This window comes from Nocardioides endophyticus (genome assembly GCF_039543845.1).
Classification (GTDB): Bacteria; Actinomycetota; Actinomycetes; order Propionibacteriales; family Nocardioidaceae; genus Nocardioides; species Nocardioides endophyticus.
In genome coordinates, this window is the sequence record NZ_BAABKN010000008.1 from 1 (window position 1) to 19,083 (window position 19,083).

Consider the following 19,083-nt stretch of genomic DNA (forward strand, 5'->3'; position numbering starts at 1 on the left):
CACCGGTCGCGACACAGCTTCGTGACCGGGATGAAGACCTTGGGCGAGTACGTGACCACACCAGGTCGCCCCGCTGCCACCAGGCCGGCGTCGCGCACCTTCGCGGCCGCCTCGGTGAGCCGGTCGAGGTCCGCACCCCGCGCCGCGAGCAGGACGGTGGCCTCGCCCACGTCCAGTGCGGCACCGCGCACCGCCCGGGCCAGGGCACGGCGGATCTGTTGGGACGTCACTGCCTCCTTCGCCGCCACGACGTCGTGCCCGCGACTCATCTCGGCGCCTGCGTGTGTATCGCTCCAGAGGTCACGGGCGCGGTCAGGCGATCGTCAGTCCGCCATCGACGAGCATCGTCTGACCGGTCATATAGGTTGACGCCGACGACGCAAGGAACACGGCGGCCGCAGTGATCTCCGGAGCCGTGCCCATCCGACCCAGCGGGATGCGCTTCAACTGAGCATCGAGATAGCCCTCCCGATAACTGGTAGTCATCTCGGACTCGAAAAACCCCGGCGCGAGTGCGTTGACTCGGATCCCTTTACGCGATCCCCACTGCTGAGCGAGATCGCGGGTCAGTCCCAGTAGGCCAGCCTTGCTGGCCGTATAGGCGGCCTGGGGGAGACCCGCGGTCGTCACGCTGAGAGCGCTCGAAATGTTGATGACGCTGCTGCCCGGTCCCATCACCCGACCGCACGCCTGCGCCATCCAGTAGCAGCCGTTCAGATTGATGTCGATGACCCCCCGGAAGTCCTCCGGTGTCTCCTTCGAAGCAGGGACGGCAGAGGAGACACCGGCGTTGTTCACGAGGATGTCCACCTGTCCGAAGGCTTCCACCGTGGCATCCACCAACCGTTGGCACTCCTCAGGCTTGGCTACGTCGGTTCGCACCGCGATGCAGCGGCGGCCGAGGGACTCGATCATGTCGCGCGTCTCGTCGAGCCGATCAAGACGTCGTGCGCCAAGCGCGATGTCGGCGCCGGCTTCGGCAAGGCCTCGGGCGAAGCCCACACCGAGTCCGGACGAAGCGCCGGTCACGATCGCAACGCGGCCGTCGAGGCGGAAGAGGTCGAGGGTGCTATTCATGAGGCGACGCTATCTGTGACTACACCTAGTGGCAATAGCAGATATGGTTTCCGCGATGAAGGGGATGGGTCCAGGGCTACTCGGGGTAGAGGTTATGGATGCGGACCTGGCCTCGGGCGACGAGCCGCCCGTCCTCGTCGCCGAACGTCTCGACGAGCCAGACCTGTTGCGAGCGCCCGCGGTGAACTGGCGTGGCGGTCGACGTCATGGCGCCCTCGCCGACGCCGCGAAAGAAGTCGGTGTTGTTGTTGACTCCCACGACTCGTCCTCGTTCGCCCAGCCACAGAGCGGCGGCGACACTCGCCACCGCCTCGACGACCGCGCAGTGGACTCCTCCGTGGAGGATGCCGTAAGGCTGATGAAGGGCGGGACGGGCTGTCCACGCCCCAACGACGCGGTCGCCATCTGCATGTTGCAGTTCCAGACCCAGCCACTCCGCGAACGGCCCGATTGCAGGACTGATTGCAGTGTCTGTCATGAATCCTCCTTTTCCGCACGGGTGAAGCGCCCAGCGCCGGGGTGAGTGATAGCTGCTTGCCAGGGACACGATGGGTAGTTCGGCAGCGTACGCGAGGTAAAACCTACGGTGCGCCCTGGCCGCCGAACCAGGGCGAGCGTTGCTGGGCCGGGCTGTCTTGCTCCGGGGGTAGTCGTTCCATTGAAAGTGCTGGCGGCTGTGCCGTACTCGGCGCCGCAGGCGAGGTGATGTCTGTGTGCAACGGTGTCCGGCGCTGACATCCCCGCCTGCAAGCGTCGACAATCTCCACTTGATTTGCTTATGACGTTCCCGACATCTATGTCGTTTCCAAGTGTGAGCCGTTTGAGCGGGTCGCACAGTCCACCCTCACCGAGGATGGCAGGAGGTCGCCCGCACTACGGTTCGGAGATCCTCGGGTCATGGCCCTGTTCGGCGCCCTGTGTGTCGGCCTGAACGCCCTCGGATTCACCAACCGGAGCCTCCGCACCCAGGTGTCCCATCTGCTCGGCGTCCCGACCACCAGCTACACCGTCAACCAGATGAGCTACGACCTCGCCCGACTGAGGACGAAGGGCCTGATCCGCCGGCGTCCCGGAACGAACACCTACGACCTCACCGCGCAGGGCCAACGGATCGCGATCTTCTGCATCAAAGTCCACGACCGGCTCCTCGCACCACTCATCGTGGCCGACCAACCACCCGCCCCACCCGACCTACAGCGCGCCCTGGCCACCATCGACCGCGACGTCGAGAGCTACACCAACCGAGCACGCCTAGGAACGGCAGCCTAAAACTCAAGACGAACGCCCAAGTTCCGGGAACCTAGCTTCGCTAGCTCAGGGGAGGGCAACGCGCGACCGGTAGGCCACGTCTGGGCGAGCGCAGATCTATGTCGCGGCTCGGCCATTCAACGTGAGTGGCACGCCATCAGGACTCAGTCGCGGCGGGCGTCATCTCCGCGCGTGCGATCTCGCAGTCAGGGGGAGTGAGGAAAGAGCCCGCGGTTCAAAGACTCGACTACCCACGGCGGCCACGAGCACATGCGCTATGTGGTCAGAGCCGGGCAAGGGCAGGAGCCGTACGTATCCTCAGGTAATAGGAGACTGGGTCTTGCTTCGTACCTCGTCCTGTGAGACGCCGGGAGCGAACTCGACAAGGCGCAGCCCTCGGGGGTGACGTCCAGGGCGCAGGTCGGTGATGGTCCGTTGTACGACGCCGCGCCCTGTGTAGGGCATCGAGCACTCCTCGACGATCTTGTAGGAGCCGTCCTTGGCGGCCAGGTCGTTTGCATCGCCGTCGTGATCGTCGGACGTGGCGACGGCGCCGCCTTCGGCACTCATGCTCTTAAATCTGGCGGCGATGGGCAGTGCCGAGCCGGGGCGGCAGGGACTCGCGGCATCAGTGTTCAACACGGCGCTCCAGATGGGTGGGGCTGTCGGTCTCGCCGTTGTGACCGTCGTAGTCGCCGCCACCGGCAGCACGAGCCAGGCCCCAACGACCGCCATTGTCATCACATCGGCCATCGGACTGATCGGCGCCGTCTTGCTGTGCACATCCCGATCCCTCGACGGTCTACGAGCAATCCAGCGCAGCGGAGCAAATCCGCCCGCCCCCTGACGACACGAAGCGAAGCGAAGCGAGAAAGCCGACACCAAGCGAAGTGCTCACAACTGTGGCTGCCTCGTTGCGAGGAACCCCGTGTAGCGGAGAACCTCCGCCTATCAAGGTAGTCGGGATCGCGTGGCAGTTTCTGCCAAGCAGGCGTACCATCGGCTCCGTGACGGCGCGCGAACTCGAGCCACGAGAGGGTGCACGCCTTCGCGCATCTGAACGATGCTGTGCACTGTTCAGCGCCCGGGGCACCACGGACCTGACGATCGCGGAGATCGTGAGCGAGATCGGGATCTCGCAGCGAACGTTCCATCGGTACTTCCCGATCAAAGCGGAGTCCGTCGGTCCCGTGTTCGACTGGTCGATTCGACGCTCCAATGCGGTGATCGTCGAAGCCGATCCGAACCTCGCCTTGACAGAGGTGCTGCGTCGAGCGTTCCGGGCGAGCTTGCTCGGTGAGTCGGCTGAGCGGACCCGACAGCTGTTCCCCCTCGTGTTCCGTGACTCGGAGATGTGGTCGGTGTTCATACGCAAGGTGCATGACGGCGAGCTGTCGGTCGCGCCCCTGTTGGCGCCCCGGCTCGGGTTGGCGGCGGACTCAATTGCCGCCCGCGCCGCTGCCGCAGCCGTGACGAGTTCGATTCGCATCGCCCTCGAGCACATGGTCACAGCGGACGCTGATCCCGAGACCGCCTACGTGCAGACCCTCGCGCAGTTCACGTCAGGAGCTCTCGTAGCCGCCCAAGCGGCATCCCAGCGGATGAGTGGCACACCTCCGCACACGAACCCGACGGGGAGGTACGAACCGAATGCCCTGATCGAACAGCACTGACGCATCGGCGAATCGCACCCCCCGCGATCGCAGGGCAACCAGGCGACCGTGACAACACCATCCCAAGCCAAGACCAGCGCAGGGCTGATCTGTGAATTAATGAGGACGCGCACCATGAAAGCAGCACGACTGCACGAAGCAGGGTCGGATTTCGTCATCGAGGACGTTCCTACTCCGGAACCTGGGCCCGGGGAGGTGCTGATCCGGATCGGTGGGGCGGGGGCGTGCCACTCTGACCTGCACGTCAAGTCCGGCGACATTCCGGGGGTGGCGTTCCCGCACACTCTGGGCCACGAGAATGCAGGCTGGATCGAGTCCTTCGGCCCCGGTGCAGAAGACAACGGGTTCGAAGTCGGCGACGCGGTTGTCGTGTTCGGCGGCTGGGGCTGTGGCCACTGCCGTTTTTGCCTCGGAGGCAAGGAACAGCTTTGCAACACGTTCCTGTGGGGCGGAATGGGACCGGAGGGCGGGTACGCGGAGTACATGGTCGTGCCGTCCGTGCGTCACCTGCTCCAGGCTGGCGCACTTCACCCCGCAGAAGCGGCCGCTCTCACCGACGCCGCCCTCACGCCCTACTCGGCGGTCAAGAAAGCGCTGCCCCATCTCGTGCCTGGCACCAGCGCGGTCCTGATCGGCGCCGGAGGACTCGGACAGTACGGGGTCCAGTTCTTGAAGCTGCTCTCCCCAGCGAAGGTGATCGTCGTCGACACCGATGAGAAGAAGCGCGAGACCGCGAGCGAGCTTGGCGCCGACGTCACCGTTGACCCCCGAGATGCTGATGCCGCGGAGCAGATCCGCGCTGCTGCCGGCGAGGACGGGGTAGCGGCTGTTCTCGACTTCGTGGGGATCGACGCGACCATGGCCCTCGGTGCCGAAGCGGTGGACCGCCTCGGCATCTTCGTGCTCGTCGGACTCGCGGGCGGCAGCTTCCCGTACTCGTTCTTCAGCTTCGCCGCCGAGGCCGTGATGACGACGAGCAACTGGGGTACCCGGAACGAGCTCGAAGAGGTGCTCGCCCTCGCCCACTCCGGACGCCTGGTGTCGGCAATCGAACAGCACCCGCTCTCGGCCATCAATGAGGTGTTCGAGCGCCTCGCCACGGGTCAGGTCCCCGGACGGGCAGTACTCGTGCCGGGGGCACCGTCTTCGGACGACTGAGTGACCCAGCGGCTGGATGAACTGGCCAGGGGGAGGGAGGTTCGGCACATGCCGCACCTCCCTCCTTGCTGATCCAGCACCTCTCGCCGTCCGATGAGCACCACCCCCAGACGTCTCATCGGACGACGCCCTGGCGTCGTGCGGCGTCGTCGAGGGAGACCAGCTCGCCGTCCTGGACCTGCTGCTTGGCCTGGTCGAGCCCCGCCCTGGAGGTAGGCCGCTCGGCGGGTGCGCCCCCGACTTCTTGAGATTGATGTTGCCTCGTCTGATATCAGCGAACTGAACACCCGCCTTGGAGGCTCGCCGTATGTACATGAAGGCTCGCAACACGACCAGGTCCTTGGACTCGACCCCTCAGTGCTGCGCGCCGCCCGGGAGGAGGCGGGCCTGACCCAGCATGAGTTGGCGCGTCTCGTTGGTGTCGCCGGTGGGGAGCGCATCTCTCGTTGGGAGCTGGGCGCGTCGGTTCCTCGGCCTGATTTTCTTGGTCAAGCTTGCTGGAGCGCTCGACATCCCGACCCTTCGTCTCATTCACATAGATGGTGAGGTTCCTGATCTCAGGGCACTTCGTTTGAAAGCGGGGCTGACGGTGCCCGAGCTGGCTGCGGCCGTCAACGTGGCTGTGCCGACCTACTACGCCTGGGAGCAAGGCCGTTGGACCCGACTCCCAGCAGCCACGCAGCTTGAGAGTCTCGCGCGTGGGTTAGCGGACGCAGTTGACGTCGTCGCCGCGGCCTTCCAGGAAGCCCGACAGCAGCGCCTGCGGAGCCGGCAGGTCTAGCGCCGCAGACAAGCGGGTGGCTCCGAGTTTGTCCGTAATCCACCAGGGGAAATTCGTACCGAAAAGTCCGCATGATCTGTGGTCCCATGGACCTGGACGTTCGGTGCGTGCAAGCGCTCAATCCCATCGGAGCATCTGCTCGCTGGTGGCGATGGAGTCGATTCCGGGTCAGGCTGGTGGCCTGTCGGGATCACTGATTCTCCTCGAGTCGCACCGTCCAATTGATCACGGTTGCTGCCCGCCAGCGCAGGTGCTTGCCGACACGGAAGCCGGCCGGGCCGTAACCTGTTGTCCGCCAGGAGTGCATGGTCTGCTTGGTCACGCCCAGGTGGGAAGCGGCATCGTCGATGTCCCATAGCTCTTGGGCCTCGACCAGCCTGGGTGCCCGGCTTGCGCGGTCTCCGCGACGCCGCGGCCCAAAGATTCCCGGTTCCACAGCCGGCACGTTCGAGTTCGTTGCCATCATCAAGCCCCTCCTTGCGGCGTTGACGGAGATTCGGTCAACAGTCACCTACGTCCGACGGAGGCACCGGAGCGATCACGCAGATGCAAGTGATGTGGCAGTGAGCTGACTCGGGAGTCGCGGTGGTGGTCGCCGAACGGTGCGATGCCACGCTCGTGGCTCGGGCAACGGACCGAGTTCGGGACCGCTGTGGCGACCTTCCCTGACGGAGCCGGGCGAACCGTGCACCAAGGGGTGGCGCGTCTGAGACTTGTACCGGATTTGTAACAGACGAGCGGCTACCAACAGCAAACGCCGCCGAGCGACAAAAGGGTCGCTCGGCGGCGTTTCTGCAGGTCAGCGGCCGTTCTTTGCGGTCGTTCGGCGTTGCTGAACGACCGCAGCCGGAGGCCCGGTCAGATGTCGTAGTGCTGACTGACTGACCCATGCTGACCTGCGCAAAGGTCGACGTCGTTCCTCCACTTGTATCACCTGTGCAACGCAAGCGGCTCCGACGCTGGGCTCGTCGTGGTAGTCGACGTCGACTGACGGTTGCTGTCCTCGGTGGTCGTTCGGGGGAGCGGGCCCCGGGCCGGGTGGAAGCGCCCAGTGATTGAGCGGACGTGACCACCACTCCTTCCGAACTATTCGGACGGCGCTCGGTGGACGTGCACGGACGGCAGTGAGCCGAAGCGCTCGCCGTAGGAGCAGGCGAGCCGGCATGCGGTGGCAGTTCGTCGCGTTCCGGGGTGGCTGTCGCACAACGACATCCGCCGGTTGGTTGATAGGGCCCGCAGACCCCTCAGAACTCGACGAGCGACGGTAGACCGCGAGTCAGTGGTGATGTTTCGAGCCGCCGTCGATCACGCCAGACCGCTCCTGGACAGGATTCCGGCAGCGTGACTATCACTTCTTCGTATCACCCTGGCTGCCGACCTGACTCCACCAACGGCATCGAGTCGCTCAACGCCAGGTTCCGTGCAGCGACTCGGCGCCGAGGGCACTTCCCCGACGAGCAGCCAGCGTTGAAGGTGCCCTATCTGGCGACCAAACGACGTGAGAGAATCGGCGCAATCCCGCGCTGGCCAGATCAACGGCTGGAAGAGCATCCTGAACACTCTGTCCATGACCTAACGGCGACCGGCCTGGGTCTGAGTTAGCCAGGATGGCCGACACAGCATGTCTGACACACCCGCTGCTCGCCATGTCCGACGGCGTCACCGCAATCGATGCTCGTGCGGCACGGCGCTCGGCGACACCTTCGTCTGTGCAGAAGCCCGATCGTGACGCCTTGCGGCAGACCAGACCGATGAGGCCGCCACGACCGTCAACGACCGCCAGCCTGCGATCGGCACACCCGTCCATGCTCGCGGCGACCAGCTCTGCAGGAATGTCTGCCTCGATCGTTCGCGAGCCGAGCGAGCCGATGGTGACGGCGAGGCGATGGTCGAGGGTGTGCTCATCGAGGTCCGCTCGCGTCACCGCCGAGAGCAGGATGCCATCAGCGTCGACGACCAGTGCCATGTGGACCTTGTCGCTGGCGTCGAAGTACGAACGCACCTCACCGACCGTCGCGCCGGAAGGAAGGTGTCGGGGTGGAGGACGGCGAGGTCGACAGCGGTCGCTGGTCACGGGGTGGCGGGAGAGCCGCGATTCACGTGGGCTCTGCTCCGAGTCCGATGGCGAGCATCCATACAACAGCTTGAAGGCAGCGACGCGTGACGCGCTGTCCTCTGAGTTGACGCTGTAGAACCAGGTGACATTCGGAGCGCGGTCGGCCTCCTCCGTGGACCCGGCTACCCTTTCGTGCCTACAGTCGTACTACACGATGTGTTGCATGTCACCTAAGTGATGTGCGCCGACCCTCACTGATCGAGTGGAGTACTTCACATCGCCCCGGCTGGCTCCGTCGCTCCCCTGCGCTGACCCGCTACAGGCCGAGGTCCTTCGCGATGATCGTCTTCATGACCTCGCTGGTGCCGCCGTAGATGCGGGTCACTCGAGAGTCCGCGTACAAGCGGGCAATCGGGTACTCGGTGATGTAGCCGTAGCCGCCGTGGAGTTGCAGGCACTTGTCGATGACGCGGCCCGCGACCTCGGTGCAGAAGAGCTTTGCGCGCGCTGCGTTGGCGATCGAGAGGGTCCCGAGATCGAGGGCTGTCAGGGCGGCATCGGCCATCAAGCGCGCAGCGGTCGCCTCCGCCGAGCACTCAGCCAGGACAAATTTGGTGTTCTGGAAAGAAGCCACGGACTGCCCGAAGACCGTACGCGCCTGTGTGTATTGCGTCGCGAAGTCGATGGCAGCCTCGGCGGTGGCTGCGCCGCCGAGGGCGATGGTGAGACGCTCCTGGGGAAGGTTGTTGCCCAGGTAGTAGAACCCCCGGCCCTCGTCGCCGAGCCGGTCGCCGACCGGAACCTTGACGTCGGCGAAGAACAACTCAGCGGTGTCGGAGGCCTTCTGGCCAATCTTGGGCAGCTTCTTGCCCACGGCGAATCCATCAGCGTTGGTGTCGACACAGAGGATGGTCAGGCCGGCGCGGCGATCGCTCGGGTCGGCCGCACTGGTGCGGCAGACGACGAGCACGACGTCGGCTTGGGCGCCGCCGGTGATGAACGTCTTTGATCCGTTGAGAACGTAGTGAGTGCCGTCGGCTGAAAGCGTTGCCTTGGTGGCGATGTTGGCGAGGTCTGATCCGGTGCCGGGCTCCGTCATCGCGATCGCGAACATCGTGTCTCCGGTGGCGAATCCCGGGAGCCAGCGCTGCTTCTGCTCGTCTGTCGCGAGGTCCATCAGGTAGGGCAGGATCAGGTTGGTGTGGACCGAGTACCCGCCGAAGGTCACGCCTGCGGCGGCTGCCTCCTCGATGACGATGGCGTTGTACTTGAAGCTCGTTTCGCCGCCTCCGCCGTACTGCTCGGGAACCTGCATGCCGAGGACTCCGAGTTCGCCGAGACGGTTGTAGAAGTCGCGGGGGACGTGGCCCTGCTGCTCCCAGTTGTCGTGGTGAGGAACCACTTCCTTGGCGATGAAGTCACTGATCATGGCGCGAAAGGAGTCGTGGTCCTCGTCGTAGATCTTGGTCCGCATGGATAGCTCCTCATCCTCGAGAGATGGATGACAGATGACGAGAACTGTCATTCGTAATCCGAACCGTACAGTGTGTGGTCGGCCAAGGACTAGCCCCGCGCCCTGATGTTTCGCCCGCGTATCGGTTCTGGTTGATCCGACTCTTGTGTGACAGATTACAGAAGATGTAATCTATCTATCCACACGAGACTCGCGGCGAACAGCTCGCGGGCCGAACTCGGAGGAACCCGATGACGCTGATCTGCACCGAGGCCGTGACTGACGTGCCGGCCGACCTTCCGCTGGGGCGCAACCTCGGGCGCACCGTCAACTACGAGCCGGCCGTCGCTCGCTTTGGTCGCGGTCCGGTCAACCACCTCACGGATCACTTCAACGTCGGGGATGAGCTCGGCTACCGGGCGTTCTCTGCCATGAAGCGCGAGAAGCTGGGACGCGACGCCTGGATGCAGGCCGTTGCCAAAGGGGTCGACGCGGTGGACGCGGCGCCTCCAGAACTCGTCGACTTGTTCCGTCACGTCGACACCGTCCCAAGCTGGGTCGACTGGAACCAGCTTCGACGAGGCAGCACCGCCTACTGGCGCCCGGGCAAGCTCGTGGTCATGGCTCTCGCCTACGGGGCCATCGGTGCGGGATTCCGGACGTACGGCGGCTCAAGAGAACTCGTCCTCAGCCGCCGCCTCATCGACCGCGACCAGGTCGGGCGTCGCCTCATCGAAACGTTGCGCTGGGCCGCCAACGCATCGAAGCCCGACGGCATGAGGCGCAATGGCGACGGCTTCCGCATGACCATGGAGGTACGCCACATCCACGCTGCCGTCCGCTACCACTGCAGCCGCGACGCGAACTGGGACTGGGACGACTGGGGCATCTCCGTCGACAACGGATCAGCGATCTACACGATGGGCACGCTCTTCAGCGAGTCGGTCATCAAGGCACTGCAGAAGGTCGGCATCAAGTACTCCGCGCAAGAGATCGACGACATCGTCGCGCTCTGGCGATACATCGGTCACGTCATGGGGATCCCCGAAGACATCAACTTCACGAGCTGGGACGACCTCCGTCGCAAGTCCGACATCATTCGCATGGTCGAGCACCCCGCCGACGACGGTTGCCGAACCCTCATGAAGTCCCTGTCGGACTACATGTGCGAGGAGACCATCGAAGGCTATGAGGTTCTTCCCCCGTTTCTGGACAAGCGGTTGACCCCCGATCAGAAGCGGCAGCTGACCTACGGCCTCATGCGCGGTTGGGCGGGTGACGACATCTGCGAGCAGCTCGCCATTCCCAACAACCGTCTACGGGTCGCCGTGCCCGTCATGAAGCCGATCGTCGGCACCTACGACTGGATCAACCGCCGCCGCCCTGGCTACGACGCCGAACGTGCCGCCCTGAAAGCGCTTGATGAGTTCGGTGTCGCGATCCAACTCAACGACGGCGACACCGAGGTTGCTCCCGCGGAGGACGTCGTCGCGCGCCTCGCTGCCAACTCCACTTCTTCTGCTGCCATGCGAAAGAAGGGGCAATGAGCCGCCGAGCGCGGCCCTCCCTGACCTCACCCCATCGCGTACCGGCGAGTAGAACCACACAGGAAGCTCAAAGCCAATGACGACCTCCACCGCTCCCGCGACAACGCGCCCCATCGGCCGGCCGCTGATGGACCCTCCAGCGCCGGACCTGAGCGCGCAGGAGCTCCCCTCGGTGACCGTCACCCGACTTCGGGAGACCTTCGCCACCGGGCGGACGCGCAGCCTCGCATGGCGTGAGCGCCAGCTCCAACAGCTGCTGACGATGCTGGAGACGGAGGAAGCCGCGATCGCCAAGGCGCTGGGGGAGGACCTCGACAGGTTCCCCGGCGCGGCGTGGTCCGCGGACATTGCAACGACGCGGATCGAGGTCCGTGATGCGCTCAAGAACTTCCGCAAGTGGGCCAGGAGAGAGCGCCATCTCCTTCCGTTCTCGACCTGGCCGAGCCGGGGCTTCATTGAGCGTGAGCCGCTGGGGACCGTTCTGGTCATCGGTGCCTGGAACTTCCCCTTCTACCTCACCCTCGGTCCGCTCGTCGGCGCACTCGCTGCCGGCAATGCCGTGGTCGTCAAGCCGTCAGAGTTGGCGCCAGCCTCTTCGCGGACGATCAAGGATCTCGTCGAGAAGTACCTCGACACCGACGCGGTCGCAGTGGTGGAAGGGGGAGTGGAGGTCACGCAGGCCCTTCTTGCCCAGGGCTTCGATCACTGCCTGTTCACCGGCTCGCCCCAAACGGGGAAGAAGATCATGGAAGCCGCGTCGGCGACCCTCACACCGGTGACTCTCGAACTGGGAGGCAAGTCGCCCGCCATCGTGACCGCCGATGCGGACCTCGACGTCGCTGCTCGACGGATCGTCTGGTCCAAGCTCGCCAACTCGGGGCAGACCTGTATCACCACCGACTACGTCATCGTCGATCGTGCCGTCCAAAAGCCGTTCCTCGAGAAGCTGCTCGCGACGGTGACTGCCTTCACCGAGGAGCGCCCCGACGGACAGCCGGTCATCAACCGGCGCCAGTACGACCGCTTGCTCGCTCTCATCCAGGCAGATCATGGCGGTCAGGTCATTGCAGGCGGGACCGTCGACGATGAGCGATGCCTCATCGACTTCACTGTCATCCTCGACCCGTCGCCCGACTCTGCTGTGCTGGCAGAGGAGATCTTCGGACCCATCCTTCCCATCGTCACCGTCGAATCGCTGGACGGCGCGATCGCCCACGTCGGTCGCGGTCCCAAGCCGCTTGCTGCCTACCTGTTCAGTGGCAATCGAAATGACCATGCCCGCGTGGTACGGGACGTGAGCGCCGGCGGCATCGTCATCAATCATGCGCTGCTGCACTGCCTGTCCCCGCAGCTCCCGTTCGGCGGCGTCGGCAACAGTGGCATGGGGTCGTACCACGGCAAGTGGGGGTTCGACACCTTCTCCCACCTGAAGTCGGTCGTTCGTACCTGGACGCGCCCGGACATCCCCTTGCTCTACCCGCCCCACACTGAGGCGAAGGCGCGCATCATTCGGAAGGTTCTCTGACAAGCCCCACGGCCGAGCCAACCTGGTACGTCGCACGTCGGCGTCAGCCACTCGAGAGTTGGAAGCAAGGCCCCGCTGGTTCATACCGGCGGGGCCCTGTGGCTTTGGTGGAGACGGTCTCGATCAGGGTTGGAGGACGACTTTTCCGCGGACGTCCCCGTCCAGCACCGTCTGGAAGGCACGGACTGCATTCGTCAGTGGTTCGACGCTGTGAACATGCGGCTTGATGCCCTTGACGTCGCAGAAGGAGACCAACCGGCGAAGGTCGGCAAGTGAGCCCATGGCTGTGCCGACGATCTTCAGGCGATTGGCGAAAATGCGCCCCAGCTCAGTCTGTGCCATGTAGCCGGACGTCGCGCCCGCGACCACGACGGTGCCTTCGGGGCGCAAGGCCTTCAGGGAGTGCTCCCACGTGGCGGCGCCAACGGACTCCATGACCGCGTCGACCCGGGCAGGGAGCCGCTGGCCCGGTTCGAAGGCTGATTGCGCGCCGAGGGCCAGCGCATGGCTGCGCTTGTCCTCGCTTCGGCCGGTGGCCCACATCCTGAATCCCGCCGCATTCCCCAGGGCGAGGAGGGCAGTGGAAAGGCCGCCGCTTGCGCCTTGGACCAGAACCGTGTCGCCGGGCGAGAGGGACGCCTGTCGAAACAGCATGTTGTAGGCCGTCAGCCATGCTGTGGGCAAGCATGCTGCCTCCGCGAAGGAAAGGCTGGCAGGCTTCGGGACCAGATTCGCGGCAGGCACCGCGAGGAACTGCGCGAACGTTCCCTGGTGGCGCTCGGACAGCACCGACGGCCGCCCCGGCGCTGCGGAGTCGACCGGGTCCGTCACGACGGCGTGGACGATCACCTCGCGCCCGTTCGCATCGATCCCTGCCGCGTCGCAGCCGAGCACCATCGGAAGCTTCCCGGCGTCGAGACCCACGCCGCGCAGTGACCAGATGTCGTGGTGATTGATCGAGGCCGCCTTCACCTCGATCACCGTCCAGCCAGGCGGTGTGGCAGGGTCTGGGCGATCGGCGACGCGGAGGGCGCTGACGGGATGCTGGGGATCAAACACTTCGACGAATGCAGCCAACATGGAAGTTCCTTGAGGATCGATCGTTAGCGCAGCTGGTCGCGAAGGTCGCGCTTGAGGACCTTGCCGGCCGCGGAGACGGGGATCTGGTCGACCACGACGACTTCACGGATCCGCTTGTAGGGCAGGAGTTGTGCATTGACGTGTGCGGTGACTTTGTCCACGTCGATGTGCCCTGCGGGGACGACGAACGCCACCGGGAACTCGCCGACGGAGGCATTCGGGCGTCCGACGACGGCGGCCGCCCGAACAGAGGGATGGGCAATGAGAAGCTCTTCGATCTCGCGGGGATACACGTTGTAGCCCTTGTAGATGAGCATGTCCTTCAGGCGGTCCACGATCATGAGGTATCCGTCGCTGTCGAACTTGCCCATGTCGCCCGTGCGGAGCCACCCGTCCACCAGGCTCTCGGCGTTCTCCTCCGGTCGGTTCCGGTAACCCACCATGACCTGGGGGCCTCGCACCTGTACTTCGCCAGCCTCGCCCTGCCCGCACTCTCGACCGGTGGACGGGTCCATGAGGCGAACTTCGGTGTCGAAGACCGGGACGCCGACGGTGCCGAGCTTCTGCGTCGAAGAACGGGCGGTCGGATTCGAGGCCACGCCCATCGTGGCCTCGGTCAATCCGTATCCCTCGCAGACCACAACGCCGGGCAGGCGCTCGCTCAACAGTCGAATGTGTTCATGAGGCAACGGGCCCCCGCCCGAGCTCAGGGCGCGGACTGATCCGAGGTCCCTCTTGCCGATGTCGGGTTCCGCGAGCAGCGCGGCAAACATCGCCGGCGCGCCACTCATCGACGTCACCCGCCAGCGTTCTGCGTCGGCAAGGTAGGTCGCGGGGTCGAATCGGTCGTGCAGGATCACGGTGACCCCGGCGACCAACGGAACGGTGAGCGACCCGATGCAGCCCATCGCGTGGAACCAGGGCGTGAGATTGATGAGAACTCCGTTGCCCAGTCGAACTGGCCAATCCGTTTCGGACCCGACCTGGTCGACGGTGACGACGTCGGACTCGCCGGTAGCAGGAACCGCCCCGTGATTCCAGGCGACGTACTGCAGCACGTTGCAGACCACGTTGCGGTGTGTCAGCTCGACGCCCTTCGACAGCCCGGTCGTTCCGCCCGTGTATGAGATGTGGGCGAGGTCTCGCCGTACGTCGATGTCGACCGCAGGCGGTTCACTGGCTGGCGAGTCGGACGGTGCGCAGGAGTCGAATGCCACCTGACCAGGGCCTGGCTCGCCACCCACCATGACCACGAGTCGAACTGCTTCGCCAACCTCAGGTTCGCCGAGGACCGACTCGACAGGAGTGATGGCGCCCGCGTGGGTGACCACGGCAACGGTGCCAGCGTCAGAAAGCTGTTTGGAGAGGGGGGCCTTCGGCAGCAACGGATTCGCAGGGCAGAACGTGGCGCCCGCGAGCATGACGCCGTAGTAGGCGATCGCGTACTCCAGGCAGTTCGGCAGGTGCAGGGTGACGGTCTGTCCGCTGCCCACGCCGTGGTCAGCCAGTGCCCGCGCGAAAGCGCAGGAGCGCTGCCACAAGCTCGAGTAGGTGAGGACATCGGTTCCGTGACGGATCGCAATGCGCTCACCGAACCGTTGCGACGCGCCGCGCAGGAGTTCGCCCACCGGAACCTCTGGATAGTCCAAGGATCGCGGCAGGCCCGTGGGCCAACCCTTGACTGTTCCGGAGTTCATGACAGAGATCCAATCGATCGGACGGTTGGCGAGGCGGAGGGATATGCGGCGCCCACGGTGGAACCTTTCGCGTACAGGAAGTGACATACGACAATACCTGTGAAATGTCACCCATGTAAACCCTGGGCGCGGCTCTGCGGTCGAGGGTTCGCCAGGGCGATAGGCTCGCCGGGAGCGCAATGCTGCGACGAGGTGGCGGCGATGTTCGGAGGAGGGGCGATGGCGAAGGCGGGGCGAGCGCGACCCGAGGTCGACACGCGCGCCCGCATCATGGCGGCCGCGGCAGAGTTGCTCCCGCGGTTCACCATTGCGAAGTTGACGATGGAAGATGTCGCTCGAGCGACTGGCATCTCACGACAGACCGTCTACAAGCACTTCCGCAGCAAGGACGACCTGGTCGCCGAGCTCATTGCCATGGAGCTTCGGGCCAACCATGCGCCACGGATGCGGGACCTCGCGCGCTTGAAGCCGAGCCATCAGAAGTTCGTCGATCTGTTCATGGCGCAACTTGACGTCGGGAGGCAATTTCCCCTCATTGATCCGGTTCTCGACCCTCTCATTGCTCCACGGATGGCAGAACTGATCTTCGGCGTCCCCGTCGTTCTCGAGGCTCTCGAGGAGATCTGGCTTCCGATCTTCGGGAAGTACGCGGATGCTGGTGTGATCAAGCCAGGCGTCGACCATCGCCAGCTCGTGCGGTGGATCACCTACCAGCAGTTCTGGCTCATCACGCATCCCGAGGTGCTTGCAAAGGACGACGCCGAACTCGAGGTGTACGTCAAGCAGTTCATTGTCGGTGGCATCGTCGCGACCTGAGGCCGCCGGATCCATCGCAGTGGCGGCGCGCGTCGCTGAACAATCCGTGTTCGGCCGTTCTCTCGCCAGCTCGCGCGTGCCATACTGTGCTTGACATGGACGTGCGACAGAGGTTGTCATTCGTCCTGGATAGATGCGGACGCCAGGTGGGGCAATGAGCAGCAGCAGTGCGACGAGAGAGCGCATCCTGGCGGTTGCGCCCGAGGTCCTCCGACGGTTCACCCTGGCGAAGTTCGGCATGGAAGATGTCGCGCGAGGTGCGGGCATCGCCCGTCAGACCGTCTACAAGCACTTCTCCAGCCGGGACGACCTGCTCATCGCGATGTACGTGCGGGAGATGCTGGAGAACCAGGCACCCAAGATGGCGGCAGTCATCCGCAGCAAGCCTTCTGCTGAGAACCTGCTGGAGATCTTCATGACGGAGCTCGAACTGGCGCGAGGGTACCCGTGGTTCGATGACCCCCGGGAGCCCGGCATGGGGCCCCGGCTTGCCGAGATGATCTTTCACTCGACCAGCATGATGGCGACGCGCGAACAGATCTGGTTCCCGGTCCTCGAACGGTACGACTCACACGGGATTCTGCGTCCTGGCCTCGACTTCGGCGCAGCGGTCAGGTGGCTCACCTACCAGAAGTTCTGGCTTCTGTTTCACCCTGACGTCCTCTGCGCTGACGACGAGGAGCGCCGCACGTACGTCAGGGACTTCATCGTCGCGGCTCTCGTCGTGGCCTGACGCGAGCTCGACCTGAGTCGGCGCGCTATCCCCACTACCGCACCGCTCCGGAGGCTCGCAAGGCTGCAATTGCCTCGGCATCGAATCCAGTCTCGCCGAGGAGTTCATCGGTGTGATCGCCCGGATAGGGGGCCGGACGCTGGATGCGTCCGGGGGTTGCGCCGAATCGCGGTGCGGGTGCCGGCTGGACGACCCCCGCGTGCTCGATGAACGTCTCCCTCGCGACGAGGTGGGGGTGGCTGGCGGCTTCGTCCCAGTCGAGGACGGGCGTGAGACACGCATCTGATGAGCCCGCCATGGTGACCCACTCATCGCGGCCCCTGGTCAGGAAGAGGCGGGTCCAGCGCTCCTTGGCGGCCGGCCACTCGTCAGCGTCCATCCGGTCCGGGTCGTCTGGCTGTTCCTGGTATCCGGTGAGGCGAACGAGTTCAGCGTAGAACTGCGGCTCGATGGCACCGATCGCGACGTACTTGCCATCGGCACATTCGTAGACCTCGTAGAACGGAGCGCCTGTGTCGAGCAGGTTTTCGCCACGACCCCCGGTCCAGATGCCTCGGCTGCGCAGTCCGTGGATTGCGGTGGTCAACACGCTGGCGCCGTCGACCATCGCCGCGTCGACCACCTGACCCCGGCCCGACATGCGCGCCTCCAGGACGGCCGCGACCACACCGAAGGCGAGCATGAGTCCGCCGCCGCCGAAGTCGCCCACCAGGTTCATGGGCGGCACCGGGCGTTCGCCAGCACGCCCCACCGCGTGCAGCGCTCCGGTCAGCGCAATGTAGTTCACGTCGTGGCCGGCGAACTGCGACATCGGGCCCGTCTGCCCCCACCCGGTCATGCGCCCATAGACCAAACGCGGATTGCGTCCCAGACAGTCGGCGGGGCCGAGGCCCAGTCGTTCCGTGACGCCAGGTCGAAAGCCCTCGATGAGGACGTCGGCGTTCTCGATCAGGCTGAGCGTCACGTCCCGCCCTGCGCTGGACTTCAGATCGACGGCGATCGATCGACGACCGCGATTGAGCATGTCCGGATGTGGGCCGTCAGGGCGTTCTGTGGGTACGGCCCCGGCTCGATCGACCCTGATCACAGTTGCGCCCATGTCAGCGAGCATCATTGCCGCGAACGGACCGGGACCGATCCCGGCAAGTTCGACGACAAGCACCGAGGTGAGTGGTCCCGATGGGCTGACGACGGGTTCCTCGGGGGGCAATGACATCACGACTTCATATCCTTCAAGGTTCGAGTCGACAGATTCTCTGTGCTAGCGGGCGGTCCAGACCGGCGAGCGCTTCTCGGCGAACGCTCGCGGACCTTCCTTGGCATCGTCCGACTCGCGTACGCAGGCACGTTCTTCTGTCGAGATCTCCCACAGTCGCTCCTCACTGACCACGACGCCGTCGACGATCTGCTGCGCAACACGCTTGCTGGCCTGGACGGCCAGTGGCGCGTTCTCGGCAATGCTGTTCGCCAGTGCAATCGCAGTCGCGAGCACCTCGTCGGCGGCCACGACACGGTTCACCAGGCCGAGTTCCAAGGCGCGCTCGGCATCGATGGGTGCGCCGGTGAACATCAGTTCGTAGGCGATCTTGCGCGGGATCTGGAGCGGCAGTCTAAAGACCCCTCCGGCTCCGGCGATGATGCCGCGCTTGACCTCTGGAAGTCCGAAGATGGCACCAGTCGAAGCCACGGCGAGGTCGCTCGCAAGCACCAGCTCGGTTCCCCCGCCAAGTGCGGCGCCGTTGACGGCAGCGATGGTGGGCTTGGAGATGTGGTGGCTCGTGTACCCGGCAAAGCCCCACTGAGCACGCTTTCCGGTGCTCGGCAGGAGGTTCTCGCCGCGCGCGATCGCCTTGAGGTCCGCGCCGGCACAGAACGACTTGTCGCCCGTCCCTGTCAGGATCACCGCCCTGACGCTCGGGTCGGCTTCCACGGCTTCGATCGCATCGCCCAGCGCTTCGGTCACGGCGAGGTCGATGGCGTTTCGTGCGTCGGGACGGTTGATGGTCAGCACGAGAACGTGATTGTGCTGCTCCACGATCAGGGGCGTGCTGTCGACGGCTGCTAGGGGCGCTTCGGTCACGTTGACTCCGGGATATCTCATGGGGGCGCTCGACGGGCGCTCAAGGGGGCGTCGGCCAACTCCGACCCGACCGTTGTTGACAGATAACGTAGATTGTCACCTGTCGTTCGTCAAGGAAGGGTGGCCCGAGACCACCACTCGAGAGGGCTATGCGCCAGA

At 65.0% G+C, this 19,083-nt stretch carries 19 protein-coding genes and 1 pseudogene; 10 read left to right on the forward strand and 10 right to left on the reverse strand.

The genetic code is table 11. The features are described 5' to 3' along the window. The 3 genes from ABEA33_RS05710 to ABEA33_RS05720 form a co-directional block, all read right to left on the reverse strand. Window positions 1-269: hypothetical protein (locus ABEA33_RS05710; RefSeq protein ID WP_345525711.1), on the reverse strand; the 269-nt coding region annotated here is incomplete at its 3' end. Window positions 270-312: 43 nt separating this feature from the next. After that, window positions 313-1,077 carry an SDR family NAD(P)-dependent oxidoreductase gene (locus tag ABEA33_RS05715; protein WP_345525713.1) on the reverse strand — a complete coding sequence of 255 codons (765 nt, stop codon included), beginning with the start codon at window positions 1,075-1,077 and terminating at the stop codon, window positions 313-315. A 76-nt stretch (window positions 1,078-1,153) separates the two neighbouring features. Then, entirely contained in the window at window positions 1,154-1,555 is a 402-nt protein-coding gene (locus ABEA33_RS05720) for a PaaI family thioesterase (RefSeq protein WP_345525715.1), read from the reverse strand. 419 nt (window positions 1,556-1,974) lie between these two features. On the opposite strand from ABEA33_RS05720, the gene ABEA33_RS05725 reads away from it, so the two are divergent. Next, window positions 1,975-2,346, forward strand: a complete 372-nt coding sequence (locus ABEA33_RS05725; protein ID WP_345525716.1) for a helix-turn-helix domain-containing protein — start codon at window positions 1,975-1,977, stop codon at window positions 2,344-2,346. Window positions 2,347-2,643: 297 nt separating this feature from the next. Here ABEA33_RS05725 and ABEA33_RS05730 read toward each other — a convergent pair whose 3' ends face one another. Then, window positions 2,644-2,895, reverse strand: a complete 252-nt coding sequence (locus tag ABEA33_RS05730; protein ID WP_345525717.1) for a hypothetical protein — start codon at window positions 2,893-2,895, stop codon at window positions 2,644-2,646. Between the two features lie 437 nt (window positions 2,896-3,332). Here ABEA33_RS05730 and ABEA33_RS05735 point away from each other — a divergent pair, with 437 nt between their 5' ends. The 4 genes from ABEA33_RS05735 (at window position 3,333) to ABEA33_RS27405 (ending at window position 5,937) form a co-directional block, all read left to right on the forward strand. Next, window positions 3,333-3,998 (forward strand): TetR family transcriptional regulator, encoded by a 666-nt coding sequence (locus tag ABEA33_RS05735; RefSeq protein WP_345525718.1) that lies wholly within the window; start codon window positions 3,333-3,335, stop codon window positions 3,996-3,998. Between the two features lie 99 nt (window positions 3,999-4,097). Then, the gene (locus ABEA33_RS05740; RefSeq protein WP_345525719.1) at window positions 4,098-5,156 is read left to right on the forward strand and encodes an NAD(P)-dependent alcohol dehydrogenase; all 1,059 of its coding nucleotides are present in this window, start codon (window positions 4,098-4,100) and stop codon (window positions 5,154-5,156) included. 228 nt (window positions 5,157-5,384) lie between these two features. Beyond that, window positions 5,385-5,702 (forward strand): helix-turn-helix domain-containing protein, encoded by a 318-nt coding sequence (locus ABEA33_RS27400; RefSeq protein ID WP_425577343.1) that lies wholly within the window; start codon window positions 5,385-5,387, stop codon window positions 5,700-5,702. Then, entirely contained in the window at window positions 5,584-5,937 is a 354-nt protein-coding gene (locus ABEA33_RS27405; RefSeq protein ID WP_425577344.1) for a helix-turn-helix domain-containing protein, read from the forward strand. The genes ABEA33_RS27400 and ABEA33_RS27405 overlap by 119 nt, the downstream gene beginning before the upstream one ends. A gap of 190 nt (window positions 5,938-6,127) precedes the next feature. On the opposite strand, the gene ABEA33_RS05745 is transcribed toward ABEA33_RS27405, so the two are convergent. After that, entirely contained in the window at window positions 6,128-6,403 is a 276-nt protein-coding gene (locus ABEA33_RS05745; RefSeq protein ID WP_345525720.1) for a helix-turn-helix transcriptional regulator, read from the reverse strand. A gap of 917 nt (window positions 6,404-7,320) precedes the next feature. Here ABEA33_RS05745 and ABEA33_RS27410 point away from each other — a divergent pair. Then, a pseudogene (locus ABEA33_RS27410) lies at window positions 7,321-7,513 on the forward strand (transposase); the annotation flags it as partial. Between the two features lie 796 nt (window positions 7,514-8,309). Here ABEA33_RS27410 and ABEA33_RS05755 read toward each other — a convergent pair. Beyond that, the gene (locus tag ABEA33_RS05755) at window positions 8,310-9,467 is read right to left on the reverse strand and encodes an acyl-CoA dehydrogenase family protein (RefSeq protein ID WP_345525722.1); all 1,158 of its coding nucleotides are present in this window, start codon (window positions 9,465-9,467) and stop codon (window positions 8,310-8,312) included. 230 nt (window positions 9,468-9,697) lie between these two features. Between ABEA33_RS05755 and ABEA33_RS05760 the strand changes: the two genes are divergently transcribed. Together ABEA33_RS05760 and ABEA33_RS05765 are read left to right on the forward strand one after the other, a co-directional pair. After that, on the forward strand, window positions 9,698-10,993 hold the full coding sequence (locus ABEA33_RS05760; RefSeq protein WP_345525723.1) for an oxygenase MpaB family protein: 1,296 nt from the start codon (window positions 9,698-9,700) through the stop codon (window positions 10,991-10,993). A 76-nt stretch (window positions 10,994-11,069) separates the two neighbouring features. After that, window positions 11,070-12,518 carry an aldehyde dehydrogenase family protein gene (locus ABEA33_RS05765; protein WP_345525724.1) on the forward strand — a complete coding sequence of 483 codons (1,449 nt, stop codon included), beginning with the start codon at window positions 11,070-11,072 and terminating at the stop codon, window positions 12,516-12,518. A 123-nt stretch (window positions 12,519-12,641) separates the two neighbouring features. On the opposite strand, the gene ABEA33_RS05770 is transcribed toward ABEA33_RS05765, so the two are convergent. Continuing rightward, on the reverse strand, window positions 12,642-13,598 hold the full coding sequence (locus ABEA33_RS05770; protein ID WP_345525725.1) for a quinone oxidoreductase family protein: 957 nt from the start codon (window positions 13,596-13,598) through the stop codon (window positions 12,642-12,644). A gap of 23 nt (window positions 13,599-13,621) precedes the next feature. Continuing rightward, window positions 13,622-15,226 (reverse strand): class I adenylate-forming enzyme family protein, encoded by a 1,605-nt coding sequence (locus tag ABEA33_RS05775; RefSeq protein ID WP_345525726.1) that lies wholly within the window; start codon window positions 15,224-15,226, stop codon window positions 13,622-13,624. Window positions 15,227-15,514: 288 nt separating this feature from the next. On the opposite strand from ABEA33_RS05775, the gene ABEA33_RS05780 reads away from it, so the two are divergent. Next, window positions 15,515-16,111 carry a TetR/AcrR family transcriptional regulator gene (locus tag ABEA33_RS05780; RefSeq protein ID WP_345525727.1) on the forward strand — a complete coding sequence of 199 codons (597 nt, stop codon included), beginning with the start codon at window positions 15,515-15,517 and terminating at the stop codon, window positions 16,109-16,111. A gap of 154 nt (window positions 16,112-16,265) precedes the next feature. After that, a complete protein-coding gene (locus tag ABEA33_RS05785) occupies window positions 16,266-16,844 on the forward strand; it encodes a TetR/AcrR family transcriptional regulator (protein WP_345525728.1) in 579 nt (192 codons plus the stop codon). Between the two features lie 34 nt (window positions 16,845-16,878). Here ABEA33_RS05785 and ABEA33_RS05790 read toward each other — a convergent pair whose 3' ends face one another. Beyond that, the gene (locus tag ABEA33_RS05790) at window positions 16,879-18,060 is read right to left on the reverse strand and encodes a CaiB/BaiF CoA transferase family protein (protein WP_345525729.1); all 1,182 of its coding nucleotides are present in this window, start codon (window positions 18,058-18,060) and stop codon (window positions 16,879-16,881) included. A 45-nt stretch (window positions 18,061-18,105) separates the two neighbouring features. Beyond that, entirely contained in the window at window positions 18,106-18,924 is an 819-nt protein-coding gene (locus ABEA33_RS05795) for a crotonase/enoyl-CoA hydratase family protein (protein WP_345525730.1), read from the reverse strand. Window positions 18,925-19,083 lie beyond the last annotated feature (159 nt).